The sequence below is a fragment of the Paenibacillus sp. FSL H8-0168 genome (assembly GCF_038592955.1).
GTDB classification, from domain to species: domain Bacteria; phylum Bacillota; class Bacilli; order Paenibacillales; family Paenibacillaceae; genus Paenibacillus; species Paenibacillus polymyxa_B.
On the sequence record NZ_CP151948.1, the window covers coordinates 3,742,743 to 3,760,160 of the forward strand.

13 protein-coding genes and 1 pseudogene are annotated in these 17,418 nt (G+C 45.0%); 3 read left to right on the top strand and 11 right to left on the bottom strand.

Annotated features, from left to right (window positions below; all coding sequences use genetic code 11):
* Positions 1-188: 188 nt before the first annotated feature.
* Positions 189-866, bottom strand: a complete 678-nt coding sequence (locus tag MHI21_RS16420) for an MBL fold metallo-hydrolase (RefSeq protein WP_342418539.1) — start codon at positions 864-866, stop codon at positions 189-191.
* A 953-nt stretch (positions 867-1,819) separates the two neighbouring features.
* Between MHI21_RS16420 and cysK the strand changes: the two genes are divergently transcribed.
* The gene (gene cysK / locus MHI21_RS16425) at positions 1,820-2,761 is read left to right on the top strand and encodes a cysteine synthase A (RefSeq protein WP_341163881.1); all 942 of its coding nucleotides are present in this window, start codon (positions 1,820-1,822) and stop codon (positions 2,759-2,761) included.
* Between the two features lie 459 nt (positions 2,762-3,220).
* Here the strand turns inward: cysK and MHI21_RS16430 are convergent, their stop codons facing one another.
* Positions 3,221-3,556, bottom strand: coding sequence for a YolD-like family protein (locus tag MHI21_RS16430; protein WP_341163882.1), 336 nt, complete (start codon positions 3,554-3,556; stop codon positions 3,221-3,223).
* A gap of 151 nt (positions 3,557-3,707) precedes the next feature.
* Between MHI21_RS16430 and MHI21_RS16435 the strand changes: the two genes are divergently transcribed.
* Positions 3,708-4,307 carry a bZIP transcription factor gene (locus tag MHI21_RS16435; protein WP_341163883.1) on the top strand — a complete coding sequence of 200 codons (600 nt, stop codon included), beginning with the start codon at positions 3,708-3,710 and terminating at the stop codon, positions 4,305-4,307.
* A 653-nt stretch (positions 4,308-4,960) separates the two neighbouring features.
* On the opposite strand, the gene MHI21_RS16440 is transcribed toward MHI21_RS16435, so the two are convergent.
* Complete coding sequence (locus MHI21_RS16440; protein WP_342418540.1) at positions 4,961-6,187, bottom strand: serine hydrolase domain-containing protein; 1,227 nt, start codon at positions 6,185-6,187, stop codon at positions 4,961-4,963.
* A gap of 299 nt (positions 6,188-6,486) precedes the next feature.
* Between MHI21_RS16440 and MHI21_RS16445 the strand changes: the two genes are divergently transcribed.
* Positions 6,487-8,280, top strand: a complete 1,794-nt coding sequence (locus tag MHI21_RS16445; protein ID WP_342418541.1) for a hybrid sensor histidine kinase/response regulator transcription factor — start codon at positions 6,487-6,489, stop codon at positions 8,278-8,280.
* A gap of 52 nt (positions 8,281-8,332) precedes the next feature.
* Here MHI21_RS16445 and MHI21_RS16450 read toward each other — a convergent pair.
* From MHI21_RS16450 to MHI21_RS16485, 8 genes and pseudogenes are all read right to left on the bottom strand, one after another.
* Positions 8,333-8,600: pseudogene (locus MHI21_RS16450) on the bottom strand (transposase); the annotation flags it as partial.
* A 3,095-nt stretch (positions 8,601-11,695) separates the two neighbouring features.
* Positions 11,696-11,884: a hypothetical protein gene (locus MHI21_RS16455; RefSeq protein ID WP_342418542.1), complete on the bottom strand. Its 189-nt coding sequence runs from the start codon at positions 11,882-11,884 to the stop codon at positions 11,696-11,698.
* Between the two features lie 4 nt (positions 11,885-11,888).
* Entirely contained in the window at positions 11,889-13,115 is a 1,227-nt protein-coding gene (locus MHI21_RS16460) for an MFS transporter (RefSeq protein ID WP_341163661.1), read from the bottom strand.
* Entirely contained in the window at positions 13,112-14,245 is a 1,134-nt protein-coding gene (locus MHI21_RS16465) for a glycosyltransferase (protein ID WP_341163660.1), read from the bottom strand. The genes MHI21_RS16460 and MHI21_RS16465 overlap by 4 nt, the downstream gene beginning before the upstream one ends.
* 22 nt (positions 14,246-14,267) lie before the next feature.
* The gene (locus MHI21_RS16470) at positions 14,268-14,969 is read right to left on the bottom strand and encodes a polysaccharide deacetylase family protein (protein WP_307346722.1); all 702 of its coding nucleotides are present in this window, start codon (positions 14,967-14,969) and stop codon (positions 14,268-14,270) included.
* 30 nt (positions 14,970-14,999) lie between these two features.
* A complete protein-coding gene (locus MHI21_RS16475) occupies positions 15,000-16,166 on the bottom strand; it encodes a glycosyltransferase (RefSeq protein WP_342418543.1) in 1,167 nt (388 codons plus the stop codon).
* Positions 16,167-16,190: 24 nt separating this feature from the next.
* Positions 16,191-16,712, bottom strand: a complete 522-nt coding sequence (locus tag MHI21_RS16480) for a phosphatase PAP2 family protein (RefSeq protein ID WP_341163658.1) — start codon at positions 16,710-16,712, stop codon at positions 16,191-16,193.
* On the bottom strand, positions 16,690-17,316 hold the full coding sequence (locus MHI21_RS16485) for a VTT domain-containing protein (RefSeq protein ID WP_342420217.1): 627 nt from the start codon (positions 17,314-17,316) through the stop codon (positions 16,690-16,692). The genes MHI21_RS16480 and MHI21_RS16485 overlap by 23 nt, the downstream gene beginning before the upstream one ends.
* Between the last annotated feature and the right edge of the window lie 102 nt (positions 17,317-17,418).

Here is a 17,418-nt window from a genome sequence, read left to right on the forward strand (position 1 = left end):
CAATTTGAGGTCATTATTATCTTTCGAGTACAGCTTTTATGTTTCTAGCGGCTCATAAAAAGACTGATCTGGGTGCTTTATACTAGTGAACTTGAGCATCTGAGGCATGCACAAGCGATAGATCGTTATGTACTATTTTTTATATTCAATATTTTCTCTCACCATTAGAACTGGGCCACAATACAGACTCATTTGAAATCGAACAGGCCCTTTTGGTTCGGACGCATTCTAAATTTAATAAAAGATTCCTTACTCGTAAATTGAAAATAAATATTTTCATCCATGAGGTGATTGAGTGTAAAACCAGGCGCTTTACCAAATGAATGAGCAGGATAAATTTGAATAGAGTCATCAATTTCTCGCTTTATTTTTTGAACGCTATTATATAATTCTACCGAATCTCCTCCATTTGGGTCACAAAAGCCACAACCTTCAATGAAAATTGTATCCCCAGTAAATAAGCGATCTGACAACAGATAGCATACACTTCCCATGGTATGTCCGGGGGTCAAAAGACTTTTAATTTCCGTTTCACCAACCTTGATTGAATCCTTGTCTTTAATTGAATGTAAATTTCTACATCTAAAATTATAAAAATCGATTTCGTTTGTTGACATGAATACTTGCGGGTTATATTTTTCTAGGAGTGGATTTACCAAATTAATATGATCCCAATGTGAGTGAGTTAATAGTATCGCTTTGAGATCGCCATTCAATTGTTGAAGATAGGACTCTACTTTCAGTAAATCCCATGATGGGTCAACAATAGCTATGTCTCTTGTTTTCTCATCCATTACAAAATATACATAGTTAATGAAATTCATAAAACAAACTCTTAACTGTTCCATATGATAAGTCAGATTCATATCAGCTTCACTGAACCACCTTCCCAATAGTTAATTAAAAACAACAACATTCTGTTTGAAGGATTTTTACCCCTTCATTTTTGGAGATAATTTACACTCAATTATAAAGCTCCCCATTTCGTGGTACCTACGATTATAACCATTGATGCAATAGAAAGGCTCCGACTCTCTGTTACAAGATCGCTTAATCTTGCCAAAATAAAAAAACGCCTCTCCGTATGTTAACGGTGAGACGTTTTTTGTTGATCCTGCGTACCTGCTGAATGCTCCACTGCAGCTACAAGCTCTCTCATTATTTTCGTTCATTTAACTTTGATGTGTCCGTGGTAATTCAAGGATGCCGAGGACCGGGATCGAACCTGTACGGTAGTCACCTACCGCAGGATTTTAAAACATGAGTTTTCAATATACTGTACTGGCATACAGTTCCAAAATCCAGCATTCTCAAGGCTTTTGTGTGTTCGTATATGTTCTCATTTGGACTGTATTCTACACAAAATACTACAGTCTGTCCCCAATAAAAAGAGCAGAAGGGATTAATTCCTTACTGCTCTTTTTGCCTTCTACTAAATACAAAATCATTATCCGCCGACCACTAGGTTAGCGGGTAGTATCTTTTGCCGTATGTGTTGTCTTACCTCATGCACACTATCGTTTTTTGTACACTGTAATCTAATTTCTATCCTCCAACGCATCCTAGGAAAAAGCCAGTTTATTATAAACCGTGATAATTATTCCGAAATTAAAAAATGATACACAGTATACATTCTTAATGACTCTCTGGTTCTGAATAAGCTTGGACTACTTTTTTATGAGTAGTACCTTAGGCTTAAACTATTCCATCCGTTCCCGCTCCTCACTATGAATTAACAGGACATGGTTATGAAGAAAAATTCGTGATAATATCTATGTCATAGTAAGTAGATATGAATTAATTGTTTGGAGGGATAATTTTGACTAAAATTCACCAAAAGTTGACAGAATTAATTGGAAATACTCCTTTGTTAGCACTGTTGAACTACAGCCAAATCCAAAATATTGAGGCAAGCGTGGTAGCAAAGTTGGAATATTTAAATCCGGCTGGTAGCGTTAAGGACCGCATTGGATATGCTATGATTAAAGACGCTGAGGAGAAGGGCTTAATCAATAAAGACTCCGTTATTATCGAGCCGACAAGTGGAAATACTGGAATCGGACTTGCATTTGCAGCTGCGTCTCTTGGATATAAACTTATAATTACACTTCCTGAAACGTTTAGTATCGAACGTCGTAAGCTTTTGACTGCGTTCGGTGCTGAGCTTGTGTTAACACCGGGATCCGAGGGGATGAGAGGCGCTATCAAGCGTGCTGAGCTCTTAGCTGCCGAAATACCGAACTCTTTCATACCACAGCAATTCAGCAATCCTGCCAATCCAGAAATTCATCGCAAAACTACAGCGGAGGAAATCTGGCAGGATACAGACGGCGGTGTAGATATTTTTATCGCGGGCGTAGGTACAGGTGGAACTATTTCGGGCGTTGGCCAAGTATTGAAGGAACGAAAACCTTCTGTAAAAGTGATAGCCGTCGAACCGTTCGATTCACCAGTGCTGTCTGGCGGTACTCCAGGTTCACATCAACTACAAGGACTCGGTGCTGGTTTCATTCCAAATAACTTTAATGAAGAATATGTGGATGAGGTTTTCAAAGTTAAAAACGAAGATGCGTTTGAAACTGCACGCCTGCTTGCCAAAACAGAAGGGCTGCTTGTTGGTATTTCTTCTGGGGCTGCGGTTTATGCAGCAACACAAATTGCGAAACTTCCAGAAAACAAAGGCAAGATGATCGTGGTCATATTACCTGATACAGGTGAGCGTTATTTATCCACTCCGCTTTTCTCACACGTAGAATTATAAAACGCCGAAGGCAGGGATCCTCCTGCCTCATTTGTTAATTTTCCAGCCACGACAAGCAAGAGCCTATAGAATTGCTTCATTAACCTAAATTGATACCTTTCTTCGCCAGCGGTCCATTTTTCGCACAACGAATGGACCGCTAGCGAAGAAAAAGTTACCTTGGCCCAGCGCGATGTCATTGTAGCTCATCAGGCTTTTTCTGTAAAAGTGAGCTTCTCCGTAATAGTCTTGTACCACTCTGTAAGCCTCTTTCTTTAACTTGATGCGGGTGTAACGCATCATCATCAGGAAGTCTTCGATTGCGATATGAGGATCTGCTTTTTTAGTTAATCAGCTAAAACACTAGCGTCAAATGCTCCTAGAAAGACTTCGACTTGAAATGTCGTAGGTAAGGCGGTTGAAAATATTTCTTGTTTGTTGGATAACGTCAGTAGAATATTTACTCCCCTTAGATTTTTGCTAGATACTTGCTGAAATGATATCCTCCAACTTGTTCCAACTAAAATCATCCTCGCCACGAAACAGTTTCACTTCCCTGCGAGCAGTATTTATAGACATGATTACACCTGTGAGTTCTTCGTCATCGAACGGGCTAAAAACCACTATCGATATAGGTTGACGTGTGTTGTAAGAGACTATGATCGCCTGCTCAATTAGCTGCACTTCTTGATCATCAAGTTCAGGCTTACCACGCCGTTGGCGATCTTTCATAAGCTTCAGGCATGCTTCCTTATGTTTAGGGATGATTATCCGACTGCTTTCCCATAATCCATTGCCCTCAAGTTTCTTTCCCATGTATACAGCCTCCTGATGTGTTATGTAGAAATCATATTCCGAACATACGTTCTAGACAAGGCTTTTTGTATGCCGAATCCAAAACTTTTGTCCTAGAAAAATATTCCTAGGTCTGATAGACTACACGAAAATACAAAATCAGGGGGATAATATGAAAATTGTAACAGGTATATTGGTGGCTGCCGCGTTTCTAACGCTTGCAGCTTGCTCGCCTAAACAAACTGCCACAACAAATGACACTAAACCAGCTACTACGCCAACGAATACTGCCGCACCAGCAGCACCAGTGGAACAAAAGCAAGAAGATACGGTTACACCTATTAAAAAGGGCGAGACAGTTACAATACAAGATTTCGCTGATATAACAGTAACGGGAAATAAGATTTCGAAAAAAATCGAACCCTCTAAACCGGGAGACTTCCACACACTATACAAATCCAAAGAAACAGACTCCACCTTCTTTGCTCTAATCATTAAAGCCAAAAATCTTGGGACAGAAGGTATTAAAGCGGATAAAATAGCGGAAGTAAACCTAAAATTTGATAACAAATATGATTATGATACATTCAGTACTATTGAGGAACGTGGTGGTGAAGACTTTACTTACACCAACATAACTAGCGTAGACCCACTTAAAACGGGAACACTGTACTATCTTTCAGAGATCCCCAATGAGGTGGCTAAAAGTGATAAGCCATTAAAAGCAGAGATAAAGATTCAGGATAAAGTTTACGAATATACGATCAGATAAAAAACAACCCCTGAGCAATCCGGGGTTTTAATCTACTGTCAGCAGAAACCAAAGTATTTGACTGAGTGTCTTTATTCCATGCGACCTTTCGAATTGTCATACCGCTAGATTTCATAAAATAAGTTTTAGACGGACTTAGAAATTGGAACAGCGACAACTAAGGACGAGAAGATAAAGTCCTAGACTGTCGCTGTTCCATTGAACTAACGTATCCCGTTAGCGGAATAACATATACGAAATTCTGATATTTTTGTACAACAGTCTTAATGTTTGATTTTCCTTGAAGTCTTTTTTAAATAGAAATTGTAGGCTGGTGCAATGTGTAGGTTAGTAATATTACGTCGTCTATACCTACTATTTATTTCTAAAAATTTATATATTTTCTTATTCTCTATTTCGAATTTGCGTCTAACCTATTTTACCGATTTCGGCGGTAAACAATCTGTTGGCGGAAGTGGTAAAGAAGTTGATAGTAGAGCTTGACTGACCGAATATAAAATACGCCGTCGTTATGCCTCTCGTGCATCTTATCTATTTTGATGTCGTTTTATTCTGAATGCTGACATATGTGTCTCGATTGCATGAAACGACGGTTAATCACAGCAGAAACCGACATCCGCCCTCAAATAAAGGGCGCGATGTCGGCTTTAAACTTAACGGCCAAACTCCTTATTGATTATTTTATTGTGAGCCGGCTCCACTTCCGGAGCTACCGAGTTGATGCACGTTACCAAAATATGCTGCCCGCCTAGAGATCCGAAGGCTCTCGATTCAAATCCGAAAGTACCGCCGGCATGCCCCCAGTATGATTGCCCGTCAGCTGTTTTTATTTCATAAATCCCTAGTCCGACTTTACCTATAGGTGAATCTACTGTCGTGAGCATCTGGTTCATTATCTCTTGATTTAGAAGCTTTCCGCCCAACAGCGAACTGAAGAAGGTGGTCAAATCTTTGGTTGTTGAGACTATATCTCCGGCTGCATTTGCCCATGATTGATTCATTTCTGTTAAATCATACAAATGACCCGATCTGTCCATATTATATCCTGTGGCATGCTTACCTGGAATATCGTGACTATTTTCCATTACAAATGTCCCTGTCATCCCGAGCGGTTCGATCAACCGTTTCCTGATCTGCTCCGCATACGTCTCTCCTGTTACCTTCTGAATAATTTGACCGGCTAGTATAGTATTCATGTTCGAATAGTTCCAGCCCTTCCCTGGCGCATATACAGGCGGCTTTGCTAGTCCCATGCTGATAAGCTCGTCGGACGAATAGTAACGGAATGGATTTTGAGGCAAGGTAATATCTCGAAAATCAAGATCAGTATAGCTCGCAAGCCCGCTTGTATGGTTCAATAACTGACGAATTGTAATTTTATTGCCGTCATACCCATTACCCTTTATGACCCCCGGCAGCCATTTTTCGACCGAATCATCCAGGTTCAATTTTTTCTCCTGAGCCAACTGCAATACAACGGTAGCAGTGAATGTTTTCGTGATGCTTCCAATACGGAATGAAAAATCCGGCTCCACCGGGCGTGGTACTTCGAAACTGGCTGTACCCGTAGCGTAGGACCAGCGTTCCCCATCCTGTAGCCCGCCTGCCACGACACTTGGAACTCTTTTGTTGGTAACTACTTGATCCATGACGCGTTTGACTTCTTCCCGATGCTTTCTTTTCTTTTCTTTCTCGTTGAGTTCTTTTTTGGGTTCTTTTGCGAATTCCGACGATAAAATATTGTCGGTATTGGCTGCTTTATCGATAGCTTGATAAGTTTCCGTCTGACCCTCTGCGTGGACAGTTCCATAAGCCACTGTACCCGCCAATATGGCTATTAAAGTAAGTGCAACTCCTTTTCGAATGGTGAATGATTTCATAACGCATCGCTCCTATTATTTTGAATGTTGTTCTGCTTTACCCCCTCACCTTACCTCTGATATTGTTAAATCGAACAGTGATAAAACCGCCAAGCTTTTGATGACATCGTACTTGGACCTGTCACATATACCGCATGACAAACTGCCAACTGTCTTATATGACGTGCTTGCTAAGCTACGTTCTAACCGCTGTTACCCCACCCTCTTTCGCTTGACGGATCGGGAAGTTATATTGCATGATAGGTCTGAATCATTCGGAATTTGATTTACAAAAAAATATAAGAAGGTGTGCGTAATTCGTGTTCTCGATAATGAAAAAAAGGGTCTGGTATGATTGGATACTTGTGGCCATACGAACGCTTTGGCTGGTCATTATCGCAAGCGCTGGTTTTGTCGATCCGTCATTGACCGTTGTGTCGCTTTGGGTTGTACTTTCTCTCGCTTTCGTCGTTTATCTCGTTCCATTAATCATCCTCTATAGGAAAGAAGACTGGTATCTCACAATCGAAGTCACGGTAACGGGCTTTTTTTATCTTTATTTAGCCTACGCAGCCCCGGGATTGCTTTGGTCTTTTGTTTTACTCGTGATAACTATCGGCTTGACGAGCAGTCGAAGAACCTATGTGTGGACAGGTATCCTTAGCGGAATCGTATTCCCGGCATTGAACGGTTGGATTGCTGATCGTCTCCCGTATGAGTTTATCGTTAGCTGCAGCCTTGGTTTTGCCATCGGCTTCGCGTTTAATATTTTAATTCAGTCCCATAAGCAAGCCCGAATTATTCAAGAGCAAAAGCTGTTGCTGGAGCAGCATATTAAGCGGATTGAGGAACTTACGCTGATGGAGGAGCGCAGCCGGCTGTCACATGAGCTGAATGACACGATTGGCCATACGCTTACCTCGCTCATCGTCGGCGTCGAATCACTGCGTTCGTCCGTACCAGATGCGCAAATAGAGAGGATCAATTCGCTTGTCGGAATCGCCCAACACAGTCTGGTTGATATCCGAAAGCATCTGCATCAGCTCTCTCATACTCCGTTGAACCATTCGTTAAGTGAATCGCTGCGGCAATTAACTGAAGATTTTATGAAGTCAACAGGTATAACGGTCAAATTCCGTGTGATCGGTAGTGAGACTCTCGTTATGCAAAAAATAAACATTTGTTTATATCGTTGCCTGCAAGAATCTCTAACCAACGTGGTTCGGCACGGCAAGGCGAGCATGATATCCGTTCAGTTACATTTCAATAGTCAGCAGCTTCGATTACAGATCGAAGATAACGGCATCGGAATGGAAGAAATCCAATTTGGATCTGGGCTCAATGGAATGAAGGAACGACTTGAACTATTTCACGGCACGTTGTCCGTGCATTCTGAATCAGGACAAGGAACTTTCGTCATATGTAATATTCCGTTGCAGACAGAGCCTGCACATGATGCGATCCGTCTGCTGATCGTTGATGACCAGTTGATCATTACCGACAGCTTGAAGCAAATTTTGGATCAGCATGCTGATTTTAACGTCGTTGGTACAGCCAGGGACGGGCGCGAAGCATTAGAACATTGTGATCGCTCCCAACCAGATATCGTGCTAATGGATATTCGTATGCAAGGAATGGGCGGGATTGAAGCTTTAGTTGAGATGAAACAACGATGGCCTGATATGAAGGTTGTATTCATGACAACGTTTAAGGATTCCTTGCAGGCAGCAACTGCATTGGAGCGCGGGGCAGAAGGCTACATGCTGAAGTCGATTCATCCGCGGGAGATGAAGGAAGCCTTGAAACTTATTTATAATGGAGGAACCTGGATCGACCAATCGGTCGCTACGCGAGTTTTCGAAGAGATGAAGCGTCAACGTGAGCAGTTGGAGAAAATCGGTTCAAGTCAGGGAAACTACCCGTACGGGCTTACGAAACGCGAGATGGAGATTCTAGAGCATCTGTCGAGCGGTCTGCGCTACAAATCGATTGCCGCCAAGCTATTTTTATCGGAGGGAACGATCCGCAATTACTGCTCGATTCTCTACTCGAAACTCGGCGTCAACAACCGTGAAGAAGCATTAGAAATGGCGCGAATGAAGAATATCGTGTAGCTGGGGAACTTCCCGATGGTACTCACGCTATAGGGGTCACGTGCTGTTCTTTCAAAAAATGGGCCAGGTTCAACCAGTAGTGGTCGGTCGGTTCCATGCCAACGATGACGTCCTGAAACCCTTCTCCGTAGCAATCTTTCTGAACCAGCTAACGAACAATTCAAAGCCTTCACGGTCGTTCTCAAACGTAATAGCCTTCCCGAACTCGACTCCGCGGTAGTCTTGTGCCCGGGCGACATGTTTGAATTTAGCGATGTCTACACCGATAATAAGGTAGAAGAAGTGATTTGATTAATACGTTCATTTTGAGTAGAATTCATCTTGTACTCTCCTTGGTTTGTTTTTGGATCCAGTCGCTGGCCAGCATCATGGACCCATTTACATCATACCAAGGAGTCTTTTTCATTCTGAAACCTCTTATTTCAACATAATAGGAATGCTGCCCGTTCGTATTATGTGATCAACCAGTTCTTTGTGGTTGGTTCTTTTTTTATTTTAGTTTAAGGATTGTAGGTGAGCTTAAAAGGCGATGATGCCGAATATATTAATGCCTTGCCTTCAACTGTTATTAAACTTCAGTTTCTGCTTCTTGTGCTTTCTGACTCCCTTACTCTTCGACTTCTCTGACTCGTCGGTAAAAAGTCGTCCTCTTCATATCGATCTGTCGCATAGCCTCGGTTGCAGTTATCAGTCCGTCCTTCCGCTTCTGTTACTACGGATAATGTCAGACCCGCCGCAGATGTCTCTCAAGAGCAGGAAACTGTAGAGTATCCGCTCAAATCTGCAGAAGAGTGTTGGGAAAATTACTTGAACAGCCTTGGCACTGAAGTTGCAACGGCCTTCTGATGACATCATCGAGGCCGCTAAAGCGTCCATGTTCTGAATTTTATACCCCCACAAAGAAGAACACGCCGTTATCCGGATTTATCAGCAGATTGAGTGTCCATTCACCGGAAGGCTCTTCGACTCAATGGACGAACTCGTACGCGAAACTATTCTGCATCTCATCGAGGAGTTAACCGCCGAGGAATAGCGTGATCCTGAACGAACAGCAGCGGATAGCTTCCAGGAGGAGAAACAATATCTTAACCACATTAGACTAAATACAGGTCATGTTCGGCGGACCTGTCTGGGCGAGGTGAATCAGAAACTTTATGCGATCTTGAAACGAGTTTGGAAAGACTCCTTCGACCCTGAAGGGGTGAAGCTGGAAGGATATCGATTCAAGAGTTTAAACCAAGTTGGCCACAGTCGGAACTATTTATAATAAAAAAGGAATGCCGGTTTTAACGACGATCTGTAGCAAATGGGATGACGGAACGGGTCTGGAAAACACTCCATAATAGTTCTTATCTTCCGCTTGCGACCCAATCTAATAAGCCTCCTCCCACTGCTCCATATGTGGCAGATCAGTTGCAGATTGGTTTCATGCAAAATGATTCGATGGCATGGAGAGAAGAATTCTCACGATGTTTTGGTTGGGTGCTGCAGCTCGCCTACGAAGATCCGCGTTGCAGCGCTTGGCCATCCTCGTAGCCATAAGTCGTTGAAAGTCTAAAGCTTGTCATTACAATGCACAGTAGGGAGTATAACAAGGTTATTAATTAAATTTACATATAGTAACAACTACTTTTGCGGGTGGTGTCAGCTTCGCTGGTACTTGGCCTGTTGATAAGGATGAAAATTGTAACTCGCGAATATAATATAGATTATGTGAAAACGTTAGAGAATAATAAAATTATCAAAAATGATCTGTCCTACATTCTCTTTAAGGGTCGGACGCTAAAGACTCACAAGTAAAAAGGTACTTTTACATGTAGAGCGGAATGGATAAACAGTAAATCTGATCCTTTCTAGTATCAAATTTACTGTTTAATATTAGCTTTATGAATTTCAAACTCCTTACGCTCATATAAAAACTAAACCTACTTCAATATCAATTAGGGGACAAACTTGATAAATAGTGATTACTTTCTCCGTTGCAACAGCATTTGTTGGGTAGCAGCAACTTCCTCGTGTAAATCTTCGTTTGTAAAATGAAAATGCTGGCTGTACTGAATCACGACTTGTTCTAAACCAAACCTTTTAGTAGCCAATAAATCGTATATCCATCACGAACATACCACCTGGAATAATGAAATGAAACGACAATAGGCATGAAGTGGCCGTGCAAGTCATAGTATTCGGCGGCTCGTTTTATTTTATCAAATGATGGTGTTGAAAAGTAAGAGGGAACATGAATGTCATGCACAGGAAGTATAATTTCGATGGGGTCTTTTTGTATGCTTTTGAAATTAATAATCTCCTTTGAAAAGAAAATTGTCATCAATGATATTTCTTTCTATTTCATCGTTATTCCTGCATAACTCCCTTTGCTTTTTTGCACCTGCCTCACCCTATACGGTAGAGCCGGATAATCTCTTGCTTTTTATTTCAGCTTCCCCCTATGTTTGTATTTAGTAGTACCGCTGTTTGCACCCAAAGCGTCTTCTTGTCTACTATGCTCTTTTCCTGATATCGATTCATAATACCCGGCCTGATTTGCAGCGTCCCAATACGATCCGCAGCCGGAAAACCTTCGATCACTGGGAGCTGGATACGGTCGTTTCCAGCCGAGGGAAGAGTAAGCTTGCGTCGACACATCATGGAGGCAAAAACACGTTTTTACCAAGTGATTAAATGACGATCGCACGGCATTATCGATGAAGTTCGCGTTTGGCTTACTAGCGGCTCAGTATCCGATGTCTGCGATTCGGAGCGCGACCGTGGGCGAGGGAAAGAATTCGTCTGTCACAGAGAGTTGGAACGGCTGTACGGCGTGGGTGTCTATTTCGCCGACCTGTACTCATCCTGGCAACGAGACTTCAACGAGAATGCTAAGTCTTGAGCGTGAATTCATCTCAAAGGGTCATAACTTCGCTCAGGTGACAGATGCTGATCTGGAACAGGCTCTCGCCCTGATTAACAACCGACCCCGAAAAACTTAAGATGGAAGTCCTCTCACGAATCGTTTCAGGAGGAACTGTTGTACTTGTCTTGACAATCCGTCTATTAAAAAAGGTGAAAGAAAACCATCATTTCACTGGTTTTCTTTCATCTTTTACGGTTTAAAGCTTTTTCAGTAGCTTATATAATGAATTTATTCAAACCGTAAATTTCCATCAGTTATTATAAATCCAAATGTTTTACTTAAGGCTTGTAACTCACTTTCATTAACTTCCGTTATTTTGATTATCTTATTGTTATCGTCTCTAATCACCTTTGAAATCGGATTTACCTTTAGCATCATAGTAAAAATTATTTGATCTACCTTCATTTTTTATATCCTTATCAACAAACAATCTGACTTGCTTGTCATGGAAGAGAAATCTGTCCTCTTTCTTATCATAAGTTAGACCATAGGCAATGTAATCCTTTAAAGAATCATAATTAAAATCGGCACCTTCACCAGCTTCTTGTGCTGAGGTAGATGAACTGAGGCTTGGCTTGTATCGTGATGATTTTCGATGGCTTGGATTTCAGGTGTACTCGGTGGAATGGGGAGCGCGATGCAGTCCAGCGGCAAGCCGATGAGCAAGACCAGGTATCCATAATCGTGAAACAATTATTCAACTAACCCGATCAGGTCCATGAGCATTCTCCCTCTTGTGCTGCAAAGTCCCGCCAGCCGAGACAAGCTTGTTTTGCGGCAAAATCAAATAAAAAAGTGCAAGAACCGCCAGTAAAGCAGCGCTGATGCTAATGGCAGCGGCATTCGTATACTGGCTGGCTATCCATCCCCCGATGACCGGGCCAATCATAATACCGAGCCCTTCAATCCCGGAGAGTACTCCCCACCCGGTCCCCTTCTGATCCTCCGGAACAAGGTACGACAGCACCGCATTCCAGGCCGGAAGCACGGCTGAGTAAGACAATCCCAGCATAAAGGCAAACAGCATCGTTAATGCAGGCGGCGGCATGGATACGACTAACAGAGCCAATACGACCGTAAGCGATACGAAACCGGCGAACAGCATTTGCTTGTGCCCCCATCGATCGGCCAGCTTTCCCATCGGGACAAGAAACAGCATCGCGCCGGCCCCGCCTAATATGAGCATTAGCGAATATTGCGGCTGGCTCAGACCGAGATGGTCAGCGGCAAAACCGGGCAGTATCGGCAGCAGCAGTCCCGCAGCGGTCATCTGCAGGACCATGCCTGGCAGCAGCCATTTCAGCTGAACGAGCCTTCTTCGCAGTCCTGCCGCTTGTTCGGAAAAGCTGACGTTCTGGAGATGCAAGGGGGTTGTTCTGTTAATCCCGAACGATGCGATGCAGCCGACGGCTAGCAGCGCAACCATCAGCCGGAAGGCAGGTTCGAAGCCATAATCGAAGGTGAGATTGATTGTGACCGGCCCCAGACCGATGCAGGCCAGCCACACGGTGTATATCGCCCCCATCTGGGCTGCCCGCTCCGTCAGCCGGACTTTCTCCAGACAAATGAGCCATATAGGCGACGCCCCCATCCCAAGCATCACGGAACCGGCAACCAGCCCCCAGGCATACGGACTAAAGAACACGGCGGCTAGTCCGGACAGCATCAGGACGAAAGTGGCGGGCAGCAGCCAGCGCAGCGAAAACCTGTCCAGCAAATATCCAGCCACACATTTAATCAGCGTATCGGCTGTATAATGAAGCGAGACGGCAAGACCGACCAAAGCAACGGTTTGCCCCGACTCGTTGACGGCAAAGTTCGGCAGGAACGAGAACAAGAAAGCGCTTCGGACAAACTCTGTGCAAAAAAGCACCGTGAACAGCGTCAGAGTAGAAAGCTTGAACGCGCTCCTCCCGCTCATCATATTCCACTCCTTCTTAAGGGACTTGCCTCCGGAAACAAATGCCGGACAATATGGTCCGCAGCCGCTTTCTGCCTTGCTGCGAGCAACCCGTTCATCATCGACTGCTTGATCTGCTCAGAGGAGATCATCGCTTGTATCTGCAACACCAGATCATGAATCGTAAAGGCCACGACTGCCGCTCCTTTGCGCTGCAAATACAGGGCATTTTCCTTCTCCTGCCCCAGAAACGGATTTAGGATGAAAATTGGAACCCCGGCCTGAATCGTTTCGGATAGTGTAACGCCTCCCGCTTTCGTGACTACGCAGCAGGCGCTGCTCATCAGAACATGCAATTGATCGGTGAAGCCGAATACATCCACTCTTGCATCATCCTCCCAGCTCTCCGTAAGCCTCCGTCTCCATCCTTCCTGCCGGCCGCAAATCACTTGAATGCGGACGCCTGACAAGAGCAGCAGCTTCCCGATGAGCCTCGATAACGAATGCAATGTGCCGCAGACGTTAGCCATAAGCAGAATCACATGCTCATCTGCTTCTTTAATGGAGCCGGAACCGCTCATTGCCGCATCATGAAATGACTCCCTGACCGGAATTCCGGTCACGGTAATACGACTCTCGGGAACGCCCTGCCTGACCATGGCCTCTTTCACGTCGCTGGCAGGGACAAAATAATGATCCGGCTTGGCGAACAGCCATCTTCGGTGAACATCAAAGTCCGTTATGACAACAGCAGTCCGGGGACGGATCGCAGATAATGCCTCACTGCTTGGCAAGCTGCCGAACGGGAATGTATAAATGATGACTTCCGGCTGGTACTGGAGGATGATTTTCTTGAGCCTATCGCCGCCAAGACTGTTCATCCAGGCTGCGATCTTTCCCTTCATGGGAAGCTGGTTGGTCAGATGGTAGGTCCATCCGTAATAGGGAATGCCCAGGCTGGCTGCATACAGGCTTTGCCGGTACAGATAGCGGATTATTTTGTTCAGCACAGGATAAGCTTCCCGGAACAAGTCGACAACCGCCACCTGGCTATAACCATTGCGGATCAAGCTTTGCTGCAACACCTTGGACACCTGATGATGACCTTCTCCGTAATCGGCCGTTAAAATTAAAATTTGCGGTTCCTGTTTCACTATTGTCACCTCATTTCCTTTGTCAAGCCATTTCATCCAGACGAACGAATTGCAAGTTGCGTCCCTGTAATTGATGCAGTACTTCCTCCAGAGCCCGAAGCATAAAATATGGCGCGTGACGGTCCGCTCCCGGCGAATCTCCGCTGTCATGCAGCAAAATAACAGATCCGTCCGTAATTCCGTTCAGCAGCGTTGCCTTCAGCTTTTTGCGGCAGCTTCTGCTGCGCCAGTCCCCCGCCTTCAAGGACCAGAGTACGATGCGGTACGATTTGGGATGAAAGAAATCGAAAGCGTTCATGAGCCCCCAAGGCGGGCGATAGTGATCCGGCCTTTTTCCAATTATGGATTCAATAATATCTGCGGTCCGTTTCATATGATCACGCCGCACCGTCCAGGGAAGCATCAGCCAATTGGAGATGTGATTGTAATTGTGGATTCCAATCTGATGACCTTCACGATCCATTCTTCTGATCAGATCCGGGTGCAGTTCCGCCTGTGAGCCAAGCACGAAGAATGTGGCCTTCACTTGATAATCCTGCAATAAATCCAATAATTCCGGTGTATACCTCGGATGCGGCCCATCGTCGAACGTGAACGCTACCTGGTTCTTGGTCGTTCCCTTACGAAAGGCTCCAAACCTGATCATTCGTGGTAGAAAACTGGGAATTAGCATATACAGACTGATGAAGCCTATGAGCCCAATCAACAAATATTTAACAAGCAACGTCTTTATCCCCCTTAGTGAAAATTAAGCTTAAGCATACTGCTGCAAGGAGCAAACCCATTTTTCTTCCTGTGTATCGCTCTGCATGCTCAGAATTTGCATGACCGCATGTCTGGCGGAATCCTGCTGTCTGCACAACCCTGTCTTCTCCCTCATTTCTTCCAATAGGGAAGGCTGTTGAACCAGCCGCTGAATCTGATCCTGCAAATTGTCAATCTGACATAGATACGCTACTCCCGCTTGAATCAAATAATCGGCATTATCCTTTTCCTGCCCCAGCCGTGGCTCCAGCAGCAGCATGGGAAGCTGAAGCGCCAGCGCTTCGGAGGTCGTCAGTCCGCCCGGCTTGGTAATCAATACGTCTGCGGACGCCATCCATTCATGGATTCCCTCCAGGAAGCCTGTCAGTATGACGTTATCCCTGTCTCCCAATGCTTCACGCAGACGGTACAGCAGCTTCACATTGCGTCCGCACACAATGACAAATTGCACGTTAGGGGGAAAAGAGTCAGATTGCATTTGCTCGATGAAGGATTTATCGATAATCCCGCAGCCGCCGCCCATCACCAGCACGACAAAGGCGTCAAGAGCCAAGGCTAGCTTCTCGCGCAGCCGGTCTTTATTGTCATGCTGACTGTAGGATGGGCGAACAGGGATGCCCGTTACAGCGATTTTGTGGTCAGCAACGCCTTTTCTCTGCAGAGCTGCACGCACGCCTTCGGAGCCAACCAGATACAGATCCGTAGACGGATGTATCCAATAGCTGTGATCGGAATGGTCGGTAATGACCGTTGCCGCAGGCAGATCCGTCATCCCTTTTTCCTTAAGCAAGGAAATGGCGGCTGATGCCAGCGGGAACGTGCTGACAATCAACGTCGGCTGTTCCTCATTCAGAAGTTTGAGCAGCCGCTGCAGGCTGGTCGTGAGAAAATGCTTCAGGAAGAAAGTAAGTGTACTGTCCGTCCGGGTCTTCTGATACATATATCCGTATGAGGAAGGAAAATACTTCACCCATTGCAGGAAGCAATACCGTTCAACCACATGCATGCGGGGATGGATCCATTGCATGAAGTCGACCACCTCTACTCCCTGTTTGTACAGCACCGATGCCTCCAAAATCGCCTTGGCCGCCTGCATATGTCCATCCCCGAGCGCGCCGGACAGAATCAGCAGCTTTTCCCGTTTCATGCTATTCATCAACAATCGCCTCCCTCGTGAAATTTAACTATGCATGAACAAAACAACCAGCACCGCCGTTAGGAATCCGACCATCCCACCAGCCACACAATCGATCGGATAGTGATAGCCCCAATAAACCCGGGATATGGCCACCAACAAGGCCAGACCAATCAAGACAAGCATAATTGCCGGCGATGAGGCCAACATAAAAGGTGTAACCAGGGCGAAAATAGCGGTAGTATGGCCGGATGGAAAGGAATAATCCTTCAACGGGAATTTGCCTACCTTCACCTGCTCCAGCTTGCGGAAAGGCCGGTCTCTGCGCACCTTTCTCTTGATCAGGACAGCAACGATATGGCTAACGCCCAGTGCGATCAAGCTTTGCAGCCCGATTCTGCTGAACTCCCCCTCGGCGAACCATGCCAAGGACACTGCGCAAATGATAGTAAACAAAGCTCCGCCCAAATGGGTAATCCATCCGAACAATCGGTCCATTGCCCGACTACTCAGCCGCTGGTTGCACCAGAAGAACATCATTTGATCAATTCGTCTTATCCACTGCATCCTGTTTTCCGCCTCCATTCCCTGTTTTTTCGATCGGTTGATGTTCATCCCTTATCTTCCTCCGCTCGCACAGCTTCCGTATCAAGAACCATATTGCCGCAATCGCTACACCAACTCCCACCAGCGTAATCGTGAGAACTTGGTTCACCATATTCTCTGCCGCGCGTCCATATATATAGAAGAGAAAACCGACTACATAAAACTTCACCGCCCGGCCAATGGCCGCATAGCTGAGCAGCTTCCATAACGGATAATTCATGTATCCGGATAAAACCGTAAATATTTTAAACGGGATCGGAGTGAACGATCCGATCAGGATTGCGGCCTCGCCGCGGCGGGCAAATAAGTCGCTTGCCGAATCCAGCCATTTTTTCTTCATTACACCGCCCATAACATGCTTTCCCGACACCTTGCCGATCCCATAACCGATCGGTGTTCCAAGCAGACTTCCTGCAAAGCCAACCGTAGCGAGCCATAAAGCCGACTCCGGTTGCACCGCACTTAAAGAAAGCTGCAGGAAGAACGCCGGGATGGGGAAAATAATCGCATCGAGCATAGCATGAATGAAAAGTCCCGTCGCTCCGAAGTTCTGTAAAAATTCCATAATTTTATCCATGAATGCCTATCCCGCCTTTGTTACAGAGCATGATAAAAAATAGGTTGCCTCCGGGCGGTATGGGTTTCCACTCGCTGTGTTCCAACTCCA